This window comes from Paenibacillus glacialis (assembly GCF_001637205.1).
GTDB classification, from domain to species: domain Bacteria; phylum Bacillota; class Bacilli; order Paenibacillales; family Paenibacillaceae; genus Paenibacillus_AQ; species Paenibacillus_AQ glacialis.
The window spans coordinates 13,091-27,194 of sequence record NZ_LVJH01000024.1; the positions used below are offsets into that span (position 1 = coordinate 13,091).

Sequence of the window (14,104 nt, forward strand, 5' to 3'; positions counted from 1 at the left end):
ATCGACCTGTTTTATGTAACTCTTTAGCGTTAATTAGGTTATACTTTTCAAGCATTTTGTGTACGTACATGTAAATAATGAAATGTTTGTATCGGTATTACATGGGCTAAGTGTGTTATTTATTAAATGAATGAAGGGTTTATTCGGCACTGGGTGAGGTCTATTCATTAGCTTCCTACAACGCTGAAGTAAAAAAGACCACAATACGGGTGAATAACTCGCATAGTGGCGTTCTACATTGGTTACATCTGTTATTAGTTAAATTGACGATTTAATATGTGAAATTTCACTCGACTGGTTTTAGGGTTTTATAATTTAGTTTCTCAATGAATCGATGATAGCTCTCATTATCCCAGTAACCAAATTTATTATTAATGTAAAAATCACCATTCTCTCTATATAGAATCTCTACATCATTTAACAAAAGCAGCACATTTGTGTTAGTACGATTCAATAAATTAAAAATTATTGCAAACATATTCACAACAGCTTTTTCCGTATCATAATCGTTATTTAACCTGAAAACTAATCCTTGTTTATTTTTAAAATCATTTTCTAAAAACTCTGATTCCCACCCAAATAATGAATCAGATGTATCCATCAAAAATATATAAAAACCTATTTCATTGAAAAGATCAGCGATTTGAATACCTTTTTGTAAGGTAATTATCTCTTTACAATTATACCCTAATATTTCCATTTCATTAATAAGAATTTCTTTTGTCAGAGTTTCATCTTCCATTTTGAGAGAATATTCTGTAGCCATAGTTCCTCCTTGGTCTAATAAAATACACTTTACACTTTTCATTATGGATAGAAATTTATTGCTTTCCCCTCTTTGGAAATTACAATTATTTCTTCTAATCCTTTTACAGGGTAATCTACAAATTGCTTTTTTAAAGCATTTATATAGCCTTCCCAATCAGCAAGATTCAAAACAATCCTACTGGCTTGGTTAGAATCTACTTTTTCTTGCACTTTTGATCCTATGTTTCGTGGAGATTTGCCTTTATCGGGTGAAAAACAATCAAAAACTTTATTTTCGATAAGAAAATCCGGATTTTTACCCGTATTAGGTATATTAGGACTTTGTTCAATATCATAGCCATGTTTCGCTAGTATTTTTGCGGCTTCATTCTCTCTAGTTCGTCCACGTTTAGTTGCTAGATCATCTTGAGGTCTTATTTTTGCCGGATTTCCCCTTGGAATAGCGTTTGGATCAGGCACTCTACTTGGCAAAGTTGTGCTTAACATAGGAACATCACCCGTCCCCTTAGAACTCTTACCCGTATACTCTCCTGATTCTAACGCATCTATTTGCTTTTGTCTCTCCGGCGAAATATGTCCACTTGAACCTTTAGACGTATGAGGTTTGGGACCCTGATCATGGAAACTCCAATGTCCGCCAGCGGTTGCAGGGATGGGGGGCCTTTTAGTTACACGAATATTCATCTTTTTAGCTATACTTTGTAAGAAACTCTCCAAGGATTCGAGATTGGTCGGGAGACGGATGGCATTAGTTTTGAATTTCCCGTCCCCAGCCTTGGCTAGAGCGGAGTCCGCTTTCGCTGTGTCCCCCAATAATCCAGGGGAACCATTTTTCCCCGCGTTTTGTTCCTCTACATCTTTGTGTCCTTTAGACAGAGAGGCTTCTTTTTTACTAAGCTTTCCTAAATCTTTAGCGAGCTTGGCGGATCCCTTGACGACCGTAATTACATCTACTCCACGTTCAATGGCTTTTATGCTGTCATATCCCGCATCATAACTTTCTTGCTTCGTATCCGTCAGTGGATTAGGAATGAAGTTGTCCCACTTTTTGACGAAAGGATCTGTTATGCCATCCCATGCTTTTTTTCCATCATTCATGAGCTCTTGTCCTGACTTTTGGAAAGTCACGGTATCCCATGCATATCCTCCGGCCTGCTTCACGCCCTCCAAAGTCTCGTTCCGTTCCAGAAAACCTTTGCCGGTGACGTTACCAGGCATGATCATAGGCGTGGTGACCATGACCCCGAAGTCTGCTACATCGACAACAAAGTCCCACATACCTTTGACAAAATCAACAGATGCGTCCCATTCTCCCTTCAGCGTTTCACCTACATTATTGAGAGCGATACTTCCCATAACCTTTTTTATTCCCTGTTCAGCGACTTGCTTCTCAAAATCGGATAAAAGGGGTTCGGGATAGTATTGATGGAGCGAAGCTTTAAGTTGTATTTCAGAGCTAAGGCTGTTGACTTCCTGATCCAGATCCAGCGTATCGGTTGTTGTATTGAGGTGCAAACCGTCAGTTGCCTGAAGCAGGATAGAGACTAAGGTACCCGTGGCTTGAATCTGTATATGTTGGGTACTGTTCAGACTTACGCCGTGATGGGTGTTCATGGAGATATATAATGACCCTTCCTTAGCGCTCATCGACAGTTCGGAGGTCCCCAATGAAATCTCTTTTCCCTGCGGATTTGCAAAGGATTTGACTCCGGGATCGGCTGTTTTACGTTGGTGACGCTCTGCAGGTGATTCGATCACAACACCTTGAGTTGCATGAGATGAAGAGACCGCAGCGCCAGATGGTTTTGTGCGCACAGATTGTACGACCATAGCATCATCTTCGTCTGCACTTGGGAAGTACAGCTTGACCTGAGCGCCTTTTTCTGGCATCAGATACCAGACCTGATTACCTTCGGCTGAATAGGGGAACCACTGGGCATCCTTGGGTTTCTGCTGATCATCCATATCCAAATGTAATCGAACCTGATTGCGACTAACCTCCAGTATTCTCCCTTCAATCGCGGCACCGATGATGGTTTGATTATATATCTTAGGGACCTTCAACCCCGCCGACAATGCGCATTCATACGACCAGGTCATCAAGCCACGAATCATCTGACCTTCACGCTTGGTGATGATATAGGTTTCATGATTGCGCTTGACCTCATCCCCCAGTTGTAGCATATGATCCCATTCAAAGGTATATCGAGTATAATCTTCAATGCTGGCGGATTTCCAACCATTTGCCTCCTGATCCAAATAGGGGGCGATCGTGCGCCGCAATGTAAATGGAACATCTTTTAATTGAATGTGCTGCCGTGCCTGTGGAATACCAATCCAAATTTGTACATGGTGTGCTATCACATTAGGGACGAGTAGGGCTCCCACATGGGAAGCCAAACGTTTTAAAAAGGTCCAATCGGTCTCTTGATACTGCATCATGAATTGACCTGTCTCTTTTTTCTCAAAAGCTTCATCTGACTTATCTGATCCTTTATAATCGGCTAGTACCGCGTCCACAATCTCCACATATTTCTGGTTAATGTGTTGAAAGGAACGGGTACGCATTGAATATTTATTCACACAAAAAACCGCATGTTATCATGTGGATAAGAGTGAACTTGGAGGGGATATTTTTTGGCTAAAAAAGGACAAATATTTCAAAAGTATACGGATGAATTAAAATTCAAATGGGGAGATTATTACGTATACACTAGGTGCTAGACCTACGTACTCACTAGTTTCAGAGATGTTAGAGAAAGCATTTGAACGATTAACAGACGAAGATAAACTTCTAATGCATTCAGATCGAGGTTGGCATTACCAGATGAAGCAGTATCGTCACACGCTAAATAAGTACGGAATTACGCAAAGCATGTCTCGTAAAGGCAATTGTTACGACAATGCAGTGATAGAAAAATTTTTAGGTATTATGAAATCAGAGTTCCTATATTTAAAGTCATTCGAGAGTGTAGAACACTTTAAACAAGAACTCGAAAAATATATTGACTACTACAATCACAAACGAATCAAGGCAAAATTAAAAGGAATGAGTCCGGTACAATACCGAACTCATTCCCAAATAGCTGCCTAACAAAATAACCTGTCTAACTTTATGGGGTCACTTCATCATGGTAGTATCTGACCATAATCGACCTGTTCAATGAAACGCAATAGCGTTATTTAGGTTATATAATTTGAGCATCTGATGTGCGTACAAACAAAATGACGAAATCTTTATACGGGTATTACATTGGTTAAGTCTACTTGGACTCAACCGTCCGACTCATTCGGCACTGGCTGGGGTCTATTCATCAACAACCGAGATAGAAACAAGGCGCAATAACAGCGGCTTATTCATATTTTGGCTATAACTAAATTGTAAAATAGTCTACCTTACTGACTCTCAAATTCATACAGCTCAACACATTTTTTGTTTATCCAGTCTACTACTAATTCCGCTTCTTCTCTTAATATAACGCCCCGCTGGCTTTTATACTGAAAATTTTCTTTTGCCCAGACCAATATTATCTTTACATATTCTAACGTCTCAATTTTACATATACTATCTTCTTCGTCTTCTTCAGCAAAAATATCTTCAAGGGTTGTAAAATGCTTGTCAGATTTTATTAAGTTTACATTCCCCCCACCCTCATATAAAGTTACTTTCCCTTCTAATAGTGTAAGCAACCCCCTAATTTCTTCCTTGATAGTAGCGAAGTCTCCAAAAACATCCGAGCCCAAAGAATTACTGATCAGATAACCATTCTTCAATGATTGATCTATACCAAAATCCAAAATAACTTCATTAAAATCTTCTTTATATTCAGTTGTATACAAATATTTAATCATGTTGTTAACTCCCATCTTCTTAGTACAACGGATATGCCGATGTAATTTTTCCGTTTTTTATAACAAATTCAATAGTCATTCCTGTACTAGCAGTCCCTCTATATCTATTATTCTTGTAAACAACTTTGTTATTGAAAGCTATATTTATTTCGTCAACTACTTGTTGTGGTGTCCAATCTTTCGGAAAGAAAGTAGTCTTCGCTTTTTTTAGTATTCCATCCACCTCTATATTGGCTCTATACACACCATGCTCATTAGGAGGATCAACATTTCCAATAACTTTTCCTTTACTATTTGGCATACCTTCATAATGAAATCCAACTGCTTGACCCTTTATAATTTCACCCTCAAAAATATGATTTAATGCGTTACTCGTCGTTCCTTTTTTGAAAGCATCTGTATTATTTAAATCATCGAGTTTCCAACTAACATTACCCGTCCCCTTAGAACTCTTACCCGTATACTCTCCTGATTCTAACGCATCTATTTGCTTTTGTCTCTCCGGCGAAATATGTGCACTTGAACCTTTAGACGTATGAGGTTTGGGACCCTGATTATGAAAACTCCAATGTCCGCCAGCGGTTGCAGGGATGGGGGACCCTTTAGTTACACGAATATTCATCTTTTTAGCTACACTTTGTAAGAAACTCTCCAAGGATTCGAGATTGGTCGGGAGACGGATGGCATTGGTTTTGAATTTTCCATCCCCAGCCTTGGCTAGAGCGGAGTCCGCTTTCGCTGTTTCCCCCAATAATGCAGGGGAACCGCTTTTTCCTCCGTTTTGTTCCTCCACATCTTTGTGTCCTTTAGACAGAGAGGCTTCTTTTTTTCCAACCTTTCCTAAGTCTTTAGCGAGCTTGGCGGATCCCTTGACGACCGAAATTACATCCACTCCACGTTCAATGGCTTTTATGCTGTCATATCCCGCATCGTAACTTTCTTGCTTCGTATCCGTTAGTGGATTAGGAATGAAGTTGTCCCACTTTTTGACGAAAGGATCTGTTATGCCATCCCATGCTTTTTTTCCATCATTCAGGAGCTCTTGTCCTGACTTTTGGAAAGTCACGGTATCCCATGCATATCCTCCGGCCTGCTTCACGCCCTCCAAAGTCTCGTTCCGTTCCAGAAAACCTTTGCCGGTGACGTTACCAGGCATGATCATAGGTGTGGTGACCATGACCCCGAAGTCTGCTACATCGACAACAAAGTCCCACATACCTTTGACAAAATCAACAGATGCGTCCCATTCTCCCTGTAGCGTTTCACCTACATTATTGAGAGCGATACTTCCCATAACCTTTTTTATTCCCTGTTCAGCGACTTGCTTCTCAAAATCGGATAAAAGGGGTTCGGGATAGTATTGATGGAGCGAAGCTTTAAGTTGTATTTCAGAGCTAAGGCTGTTGACTTCCTGATCCAGATCCAGCGTATCGGTTGTTGTATTGAGGTGCAAACCGTCAGTTGCCTGAAGCATGATACTTCCGGCAGAGAGACTAAGGCTGCCTGTGGCTTGAATCTGTATATGTTGGGTACTGTTCAGACTTACGCCGTGATGGGTGTTCATGGAGATATATAATGACCCTTCCTTAGCGCTCATCGACAGTTCAGAGGTCCCCAATGAAATCTCTTTTCCCTGCGGATTTGCAAAGGACTTGACTCCGGGATCGGCTGTTTTACGTTGGTGACGCTCTGCAGGTGATTCGATCACAACACCTTGAGTTGCATGAGATGAAGAGACCGCAGCGCCAGATGGTTTTGTGCGCACAGATTGTACGACCATAGCATCATCTTCGTCTGCACTTGGGAAATACAGCTTGACCTGAGCGCCTTTTTCTGGCATCAGATACCAGACCTGATTACCTTCGGCTGAATAGGGGAACCACTGAGCATCCTTGGGTTTCTGCTGATCATCCATATCCAAATGTAATCGAACCTGATTGCGACTAACCTCCAGTATTCTCCCTTCAATCGCGGCACCGATGATGGTTTGATTATATATCTTAGGGACCTTCAACCCCGCCGACAATGCGCATTCATACGACCAGGTCATCAAGCCACGAATCATCTGACCTTCACGCTTGATGATGATATAGGTTTCATGATTGCGCTTGACCTCATCCCCCAGTTGTAGCATATGATCCCATTCAAAGGTATATCGAGTATAATCTTCAATGTTGGCGGATTTCCAACCATTGGCCTCCTGATCCAAATAGGGGGCGATCGTGCGCCGCAATGTAAATGGAACATCTTTTAATTGAATGTGCTGCCGTGCCTGTGGAATACCAATCCAAATTTGTACACGGTGTGCTATCACATTAGGGACGAGTAGGGCTCCCACATGGGAAGCCAAACGTTTTAAAAAGGTCCAGTCGGTCTCTTGATACTGCATCATGAATTGACCTGTCTCTTTTTTCTCAAAAGCTTCATCCGACTTATCTGATCCTTTATAATCGGCTAGTACCGCGTCCACAATCTCCACATATTTCTGGTTAATGTGTTGAAAGGAACGGTTTTTGAGCTGCGTATCTAGCTTGAAGCTGTGGGAAATGACGTCGAGGGTAACCACGATCTCTTGATGCATGTGCTGTATATCTATACAGTACAGTTGCCCAAAAAATAAAGGATGCTTCTGACCTTTGTCATTTGTATACCATAGTTCGATATCGTCGTCATGGCTTCCTTGGGCTATCAAGGTGTCTGCTTGCTCGGCTTCAATACTACCCGAGATCAGCAATTCTGCGTGTTCTCCAAGCTCATGGCGCAGCTTAATCTGTTGAAGACGTAAGTTGCCATAGGGCCAGATGACATGTAGATGCTGATAGGTAAAGCGATCTTTCGCTACGATGCTCATTCCTTAATCTCCTTGCTAATTGAAATCAACCATCCTGTCCGTCATCGATAATGGAAATGATACCGCCGCTACTGGGTTCTAAGGCAGAAGTTATGAAGTTATCTACACCCAGATACGAAGACACAACGCCTTGTACACCTGTACAGCTACACATTAAGGTAGAGTTAGTGAGTAGGGCGGGTGCACCCTCGATCAACACATCCTCTTTTCCGCCTGTCCATTTGGACCCAAACGCAATCTCAGGTTCGCAAGGGAGCCCTTGCTTCAATTTACACAAACCAAAAGCATTGATTTTGCTAATATTGGCCCCGCAAATGGCATCGTCCACGTTCACCACGGGTTTATCTTTAATGTAGATCCCATGGCTGTACATGGTATTGAGTACGCCGGGGGCTGTACCTTGACTGCATTGTAATGTGGCTCCTCTTACCACATAGGAATGTTCTCCACTGAGTGCGCCTTGAGCCAATGCGCGAATGAGTATAGGTAACAGCATGTAAGTACCTCCTTAGATAAAGGGTATATAACATTAGGCATGCGCCGACCAATTGGCTGTATGTAACATGGCATAGGTCAACGGATACCATAAAGGAGCATCTTCGAGCTTAAATTGACAGCTCCCGATACAAGCTTTTTCACGCCAAGAGAAGACAAAGGTAATCTGGTAATAAGGAAAGGGGGTGGCCACAAAAAGAGATTCATAACAGCCGAAAGCAGCCCCCTGAATGTGAATAATTTTTTGGTCTACCAGCTTCATTTCCGATTGTAAACGACTCGTTTGCTCTATAACCTGTTGTAGATATAGTTCCACTTGCGTAGGATGTAGTTCTTGCTTGGTCTGGTGAAGGCCGAACAAGATTCCGTTAGATTTGTCTTGAACCACATAACTGCCCGGCTGGTCTTTGGCCTTCCTAGCCCGAGCTTCTGCAATCAGAGAACTTGGAAGGGACATCGCGAGTTGATTCTCGAAGACATAGAGGGTCTGTAACTGAATTTCCTGTCCATCCGGCAGTGTCAATAAGCCTTTCGAGATCCCCTCTATAGCCTCATCTATGGATAACATCATCCAGTTTTCATCGTTTTCTGCCACATCTAATTGCTCTTTCAAAGTTTGTTGGTTATGCAGCTTCAAAAAAAATTCGTCCCAGTGCTCCGTCAAGGTCTAGCCTCCTTATAAGAGTTCTAACTTTTGTAACTGAAAACCGCTTAGACCCCGACGAAGCAAGCTTTCCGCAGCCTCCAGGCTAATGATGAAATAAGGTTCCCTTACATGGGATAGTTGGAAGAAATGGTGTTCTTTGACCTTATGTGCATCCAGGACGAGCCGTTTCAGTGTTTGATCATGCGGATAAAATTCGGTGTGCTCCGAAATCACATCTATATCAGGAGCATGGGGAATCCAATATAACTCCTGCCGGCTATGTTCTCGGTTCACGATATACAGTTGTTTAAAACGTGCTTGTGTATTGTATAGTTCTAAAATCCGTTTCATGGGATCAGAAAGTAGCGGTTGTGATGCTGAAAAAGACAGCCAGTCCGTATACTCGGCATTTGCCGATGCATGAACATCCAAAACCTGAGCCGGTGGCATGCGATCAAAAGGCGTTTTCAAAAGTCCAATATTCACGGGTTCAATGCTACAGGAAGTACGGTTATCATTGAGCAGTACATAATAGTGGCGCATATAGATTCCTCCTTACTCCATCCACACGATGGACTGACGTTGCGTATCACTGAGCTTCCATAGATGCTGGAACTTTTGCGGGATCTTGGTCCCTCGCATCGACGCGCCCTCAAAATAGACATGTTCAAAAGCATGGATATTCGTAAAATCGGTCTCGTCCAGATTGGCGTGTTCAAAACGTAGTCCACATAACCCGGGCATCCGGTGTCCATGTTCCCGATAAGATTGTCCACTGGCTCCGCTGAAATCGGCCCCCTTTAGATTGCTGTACCGAAAATCAGCATCGCTCAACAGACAACCCTGAAAGCTACCGCCTTCCACATTCGCTTGTTGCCAGCGGCTTCCCATCAATATGCAGGAATGAAACTGGCTTCCCCGTAAGTCACTGTGGCTGAAATCGTTGTAGCGCAGGTCCTTTTCCATGAGGTGCAGATGGGGGAGAGAGAGCAGCTTGAGATTTTCGTAGATAAATGGCTCTTTCTCACCCGTTGGCATCAATTGTTCTCTCACTTCATCTGAACGAAGCGGCTCCATATCCTCTACATATAGATTTTCGCTGATATCCCGATACTCACCCGTCCGAATCAGCAAACGCCCAGCCTTATAAATCGTTTGATACTCGGGAATTTGAACAACTTCTGCCATCGCCAAACGCATGATCGAATTCACGAATTGATGGAAAAAAGGTGTGGACTCCAGTAGCAATCTTTCGATGTCCGCAGGACTGATCGCCCCCATATATATTTTTCGTTCCTGCTCCAAGGTTTCTATCATGATACTCATAGGGGCATAAGCCCAAGAAGCATCATAAGTTAACTTGCAATCCGAGTTGTCTTCATACCATTCGGCTGAATAAGCTTCGACCATATAGAAGTAGGACTGCTCAAGAATCTGAGTACGCAAGAAAGAGTAGTGGATATATCCAATCGGTTCTTTATGGCCTTGTTGCTGCATGCTTAGAATGTGGATGCATAAATCCATGAACGACTTCTTGAAGTCGGAAATAAGTTGAGCTTGGCAACGATAAAACTTGGCTTCGAGCGTGTCCAACTGAATTTCCAGCATGGGTATAAAATAATGTTCTTTAAAATGTTGTAACGCCTCTTGTTTATCCATTTCGCTGATCCCTCCTTCTGCTAGTTCATTTTGATTTCTGTACCGGAGAAGGTGGTCTTGTCAGCCAACGTAATCTTATTATCTTTACTGGACAGCTCAATTTTTCCGGCTGAAAGCTGGATGGTGCCGGATTTCATGACGATATCTGAGACTGCGCTAATACTCACATTTTTTCCGCTTACGATATCAATTCCGGTTTTATCGTTAATCACAATGGACATCCCGTTACCTGAGATGACGATTTGATCCGGGGCCAGCATAATTTCTTTGCCGTATTTGGTTCGTAGTGTTTTGATGGCAGGGTCAGCCATTCGATCTTCTGCAGGAGCTGCTGCCGACAGAGCTGAAGAAGATTTTGATCCGACAGACGAAGGTGAGGCAGTCGAATGTGCTGAGGACGTTGTGTGCCCTGCTGCTGCTTGTCCAGAAGCTGTAGCTGATTTTCCCGCCGAGTGCTGCGGTTCTCTTTTAACCGAACTGATCGCGTACCCTTCCTCCTCCTTATAGCTGGGGAAATAGATACGAATGCTATCGCCGTCCTCAGGCATGCAGTACCAGCCTGTGTTATCCGCAGATGCATAGATAGTAGAGTAGGGAAACCAGTAATCAGTACTTGGGTCCTGCTGGTCGTCCATATCGAGTTTGGCGCGAATGTTGTCTCGACGAACGCTGAGTACCTTGCCCTGAATGGAAGCACCGATAATGGAGCGGTTGTAATCTTTAATAGGACGTAACCCGCTTCGTGGTGATAGTTTTGCGGTATGTATTAACACCCCGTCTTTCATCTCCGTTATCACCTCAGCAACCAGCAAGTTATGGCCTTTAAAGGACACTTCATAGCCGGGTTCCAGTAGTTTCTCTGTCTCGACTTCATACTGAATAAAATCAGCATCGTGCACGCCGGGAATGTGGTTCTCCGAGGCGGTTTGAAAATCGGCTACCCGTTTGGTTACCTTATAATTGTTGGATTGAATTTCTCCCTTGCTCAACCCCATAGGCAAGCCGAAATAAAACTTGGGCACTCCATAGCCCACCGCAGGAACGAGAGGGGAATAAAAGTGGGAAGCCATCCGTTTTAGAAATTGCCAGTCGGTTTCATCGTATTGCATGATAAACATACCTATGGGTTTCTTGTGGGACACGACATCCATGGCTTCCGCTTTGGTGTAGTCTGACATAATGCTCTCGATCAGCCCCGTGTAAGTGAGCTTTGGATTCTGAAATGAGCGTTTATGCCGTTTGATATCCAATTCATAGGTATGAGATATCGCTTTGACGGTCAGGTAATGAACCCCGTGAACGACTCTTTCCTCAACATCTAAAGCAATGCCTCGGAATAGGGGATGTCGATTGCCGGATGTGTCCGTGATAAAGGCTTTGACCTGGGTTTCCTCATCCGAAGCACGTACATATAGCTCTCGTTTTTTCTCTGATATGATGCCTGTACATATCATGTGGGCATGGTCATTTACCGTTTTTAGGATTTTGAGTTCATGAAGACGGACGAATTCATAAGGCATGATTTCGATGTGACCGTAAGTTACGGTGTTTTCCATAGGTGTCTCCTTTTGTGGTTTTTTAATAACGGGCATTCCGCCGATCCTGAGATAGGCCTCTACTACTATCTTGCAAATCCAGCATATGTACTTATCGGTTAAAAGAGAGTATTAGTTTACAGAATGACCCATTCGTTGGAGTATTTTCAATGTGTATTTTTGGAAGTCTGACGAGTCTCCGCTTTTGTGAATGCCAGGTTCACGCTCCGTTCATATTTTTTTGATATGCTTTCCAATGAAAGTCGAGAGTTAGTTATCACAAATATTCTGAATATTGGAGGCTTATCATGCTATCATCTATGAGGAACAGATCCTGCGTAATATTGTTATTGGTGTTGCTGGTTGTTGGGGTGGGAGCGAATTTGTATGGGGCTCAGGCGTCCGCATCGGAAGCGCTTCCCGCTTCGACATTGCCATCCGACAAACCAGAGGGATTGGCGGCCGATTTGAACGACGCCACTGAGCTAACAGCATTCATTGATCGTGTCATGAAATCGCAAATGGACGATTTCAAAATTCCAGGCGGAGTCATCTCTATTGTTAAGGATGGAAAGAATCTGTTCGCTAAGGGTTACGGTCACTCCAATCTCGAAGAAGGCAAGTTAGTCGACCCTGAGACCAGCCTGTTTCGGATCGCTTCGACAACGAAACTGTTTACATGGACGGCAGTGATGCAAATGGTCGAGCAGGGTAAGCTTGATCTCGATACTGACGTCAACACCTATTTAAAAACGGTAAAAATACCGAAAACCTATCCGCAGCCGATTACTTTGCGTCATCTCTTGACCCATACCGCCGGGTTTGAGGAGGGGGGCGTCGGCTATCAAATCACCACGGATCCTGAGAAACTGCCAGTGTCGATTTCAAAAACGCTTGCTAAGCATATGCCGGCACTGGTTCGGCCTCCGGGCGAGATGTTGTCTTATTCCAACTATGGCGCCTCGTTAGCGGGACTAATCGTTGAGGAAGTTAGCGGAATTGCTTATAATGACTATATTCAGAAAAACATCTTCGACCCGCTCGGAATGAAATACGCAACAGTCCAGGAACCTATTCCCGCGTCTTTTGAGCCCTATGCCATGCTAGGCTATGCCCAAGAGAACGACCGATTTGTAACCAAGCCCCCTACGTTCGAGGGAGGTTTCCGCCCCGCGGGATCGGGCTCGGTCTCGGCTCTCGATATGGCCCGGTTCATGATCGCCCATCTACAGGACGGACGTTATGGAGATCAACAAATTCTCAAACCGGAAACCGCCAGATTGATGCATTCACCGGCTTTTCAGTTTGACAAGCGTTTACCAGCAATGGACCTTGGCTTTTATGAGATGAAGATGAACGGACTGCGCATTATTTCCCATGGGGGCGCCGACACGCTGTTCAATACTGGGCTTTATCTTGTACCCGATAAGCAAATCGGCATTTTCGTATCCTATAGCGGGGGGGATGGTGGAGCAGCAGCAGCAGGGGTGGCGAAAGCCTTTTTCGATCGTTACTTTCCGATGCAGGAAGTCAAACTGCCTCCTACATCCGCCAATCTTGAGGATTCCGTGCAGAAATACGCCGGTTCCTATCAATTCACGCGCCGTAACCACACGGATATAGATAAGTTTTTCAGTTTTCTGTCCCAGATCAGCATTACGGTTTCCAATAACCAACTATCCATTGGAAGCGGAGCAGAACAGCGAGTATACGCTCCGATCGGACGGGATTTATTCCAAGAAGTCGGAGGCACACATCAGATGGGATTCCGCACCGATGCATCCGGAAAGGTCACTTATCTGTTTCTTGATGAACTTAATCCCATGCCACTCGAACGCACGCCGCTGCTCGATCAATCTAAGTTCTGGTTGCTCTTGCTTGGGATCTCAGTAGTTCTATTCATCAGTATTTTGATTGGGTTCGCTTTTCGCAGGCGTGAAATCAAAGCGATGCCGAAACCGCAGAAGTGGGCAGTTCGGCTGTCGGCAGCTACCGCCGCTTGGGCGCTAGCGACCTGCGTCGCAACGTTCTTCATACTGTTTAACATGGATCTGCTGGATCGGCTTAGCCGCATTCCGTTACCGTTAGCTCTCTATCTGTTCATGCCTATTATACTTGTCGGATTGACCGTGGCGATAATGGCTTTAAGCGTAATGGCATGGAAAAACAAGTATTGGACGGTACTGAAGCGCGTGCATTACACACTCGTGGTGCTAGCGGCAGTGGTGATGAGTTTGTTCTTCTATCATTGGAATCTATTGGGGTGGCAGTTTGGATGAAGCAACAATCCTCCCTTCG

General features: G+C 43.8%; 10 protein-coding genes and 1 pseudogene. 2 read left to right on the top strand and 9 right to left on the bottom strand.

What is annotated here, in order from left to right; genetic code table 11:
- Positions 1–286: 286 nt before the first annotated feature.
- Positions 287–766, bottom strand: coding sequence for a SitI3 family protein (locus PGLA_RS13665; RefSeq protein WP_068533601.1), 480 nt, complete (start codon positions 764–766; stop codon positions 287–289).
- A 41-nt stretch (positions 767–807) separates the two neighbouring features.
- A complete protein-coding gene (locus tag PGLA_RS13670) occupies positions 808–3,351 on the bottom strand; it encodes a CdiA C-terminal domain-containing protein (protein WP_161487903.1) in 2,544 nt (847 codons plus the stop codon).
- 106 nt (positions 3,352–3,457) lie between these two features.
- Between PGLA_RS13670 and PGLA_RS13675 the strand changes: the two are divergent.
- Positions 3,458–3,862: pseudogene (locus PGLA_RS13675) on the top strand (IS3 family transposase); the annotation flags it as partial.
- Between the two features lie 302 nt (positions 3,863–4,164).
- On the opposite strand, the gene PGLA_RS13680 reads toward PGLA_RS13675, so the two are convergent.
- Genes PGLA_RS13680 through PGLA_RS13710 form a run of 7 tightly spaced genes read right to left on the bottom strand, consistent with a single transcriptional unit; the run spans position 4,165 to position 11,827 of the window.
- A complete protein-coding gene (locus PGLA_RS13680; RefSeq protein WP_068533603.1) occupies positions 4,165–4,620 on the bottom strand; it encodes a hypothetical protein in 456 nt (151 codons plus the stop codon).
- Positions 4,621–4,639: 19 nt separating this feature from the next.
- Positions 4,640–7,471 carry an EndoU domain-containing protein gene (locus tag PGLA_RS13685; RefSeq protein ID WP_068533605.1) on the bottom strand — a complete coding sequence of 944 codons (2,832 nt, stop codon included), beginning with the start codon at positions 7,469–7,471 and terminating at the stop codon, positions 4,640–4,642.
- Positions 7,472–7,496: 25 nt separating this feature from the next.
- Positions 7,497–7,967, bottom strand: coding sequence for a DUF4280 domain-containing protein (locus PGLA_RS13690; RefSeq protein ID WP_068533606.1), 471 nt, complete (start codon positions 7,965–7,967; stop codon positions 7,497–7,499).
- A 33-nt stretch (positions 7,968–8,000) separates the two neighbouring features.
- The gene (locus PGLA_RS13695; RefSeq protein WP_068533608.1) at positions 8,001–8,630 is read right to left on the bottom strand and encodes a hypothetical protein; all 630 of its coding nucleotides are present in this window, start codon (positions 8,628–8,630) and stop codon (positions 8,001–8,003) included.
- 12 nt (positions 8,631–8,642) lie between these two features.
- The gene (locus tag PGLA_RS13700) at positions 8,643–9,155 is read right to left on the bottom strand and encodes a hypothetical protein (protein WP_068533610.1); all 513 of its coding nucleotides are present in this window, start codon (positions 9,153–9,155) and stop codon (positions 8,643–8,645) included.
- Positions 9,156–9,167: 12 nt separating this feature from the next.
- Positions 9,168–10,271 (bottom strand): pentapeptide repeat-containing protein, encoded by a 1,104-nt coding sequence (locus PGLA_RS13705; RefSeq protein WP_068533611.1) that lies wholly within the window; start codon positions 10,269–10,271, stop codon positions 9,168–9,170.
- A 20-nt stretch (positions 10,272–10,291) separates the two neighbouring features.
- A complete protein-coding gene (locus PGLA_RS13710; protein ID WP_068533613.1) occupies positions 10,292–11,827 on the bottom strand; it encodes a hypothetical protein in 1,536 nt (511 codons plus the stop codon).
- Positions 11,828–12,114: 287 nt separating this feature from the next.
- On the opposite strand from PGLA_RS13710, the gene PGLA_RS13715 reads away from it, so the two are divergent.
- Positions 12,115–14,085, top strand: coding sequence for a serine hydrolase domain-containing protein (locus tag PGLA_RS13715; protein ID WP_068533615.1), 1,971 nt, complete (start codon positions 12,115–12,117; stop codon positions 14,083–14,085).
- Positions 14,086–14,104: the final 19 nt, after the last annotated feature.

Coding starts and splice junctions, on each gene's coding strand:
- PGLA_RS13665 (WP_068533601.1), bottom strand. CDS start 766: ATGGCTACAGAATATTCTCTCAAAATGGAAGATGAAACTCTGACAAAA.
- PGLA_RS13685 (WP_068533605.1), bottom strand. CDS start 7,471: ATGAGCATCGTAGCGAAAGATCGCTTTACCTATCAGCATCTACATGTC.
- PGLA_RS13680 (WP_068533603.1), bottom strand. CDS start 4,620: ATGATTAAATATTTGTATACAACTGAATATAAAGAAGATTTTAATGAA.
- PGLA_RS13705 (WP_068533611.1), bottom strand. CDS start 10,271: ATGGATAAACAAGAGGCGTTACAACATTTTAAAGAACATTATTTTATA.
- PGLA_RS13715 (WP_068533615.1), top strand. CDS start 12,115: ATGCTATCATCTATGAGGAACAGATCCTGCGTAATATTGTTATTGGTG.
- PGLA_RS13690 (WP_068533606.1), bottom strand. CDS start 7,967: ATGCTGTTACCTATACTCATTCGCGCATTGGCTCAAGGCGCACTCAGT.
- PGLA_RS13710 (WP_068533613.1), bottom strand. CDS start 11,827: ATGGAAAACACCGTAACTTACGGTCACATCGAAATCATGCCTTATGAA.
- PGLA_RS13700 (WP_068533610.1), bottom strand. CDS start 9,155: ATGCGCCACTATTATGTACTGCTCAATGATAACCGTACTTCCTGTAGC.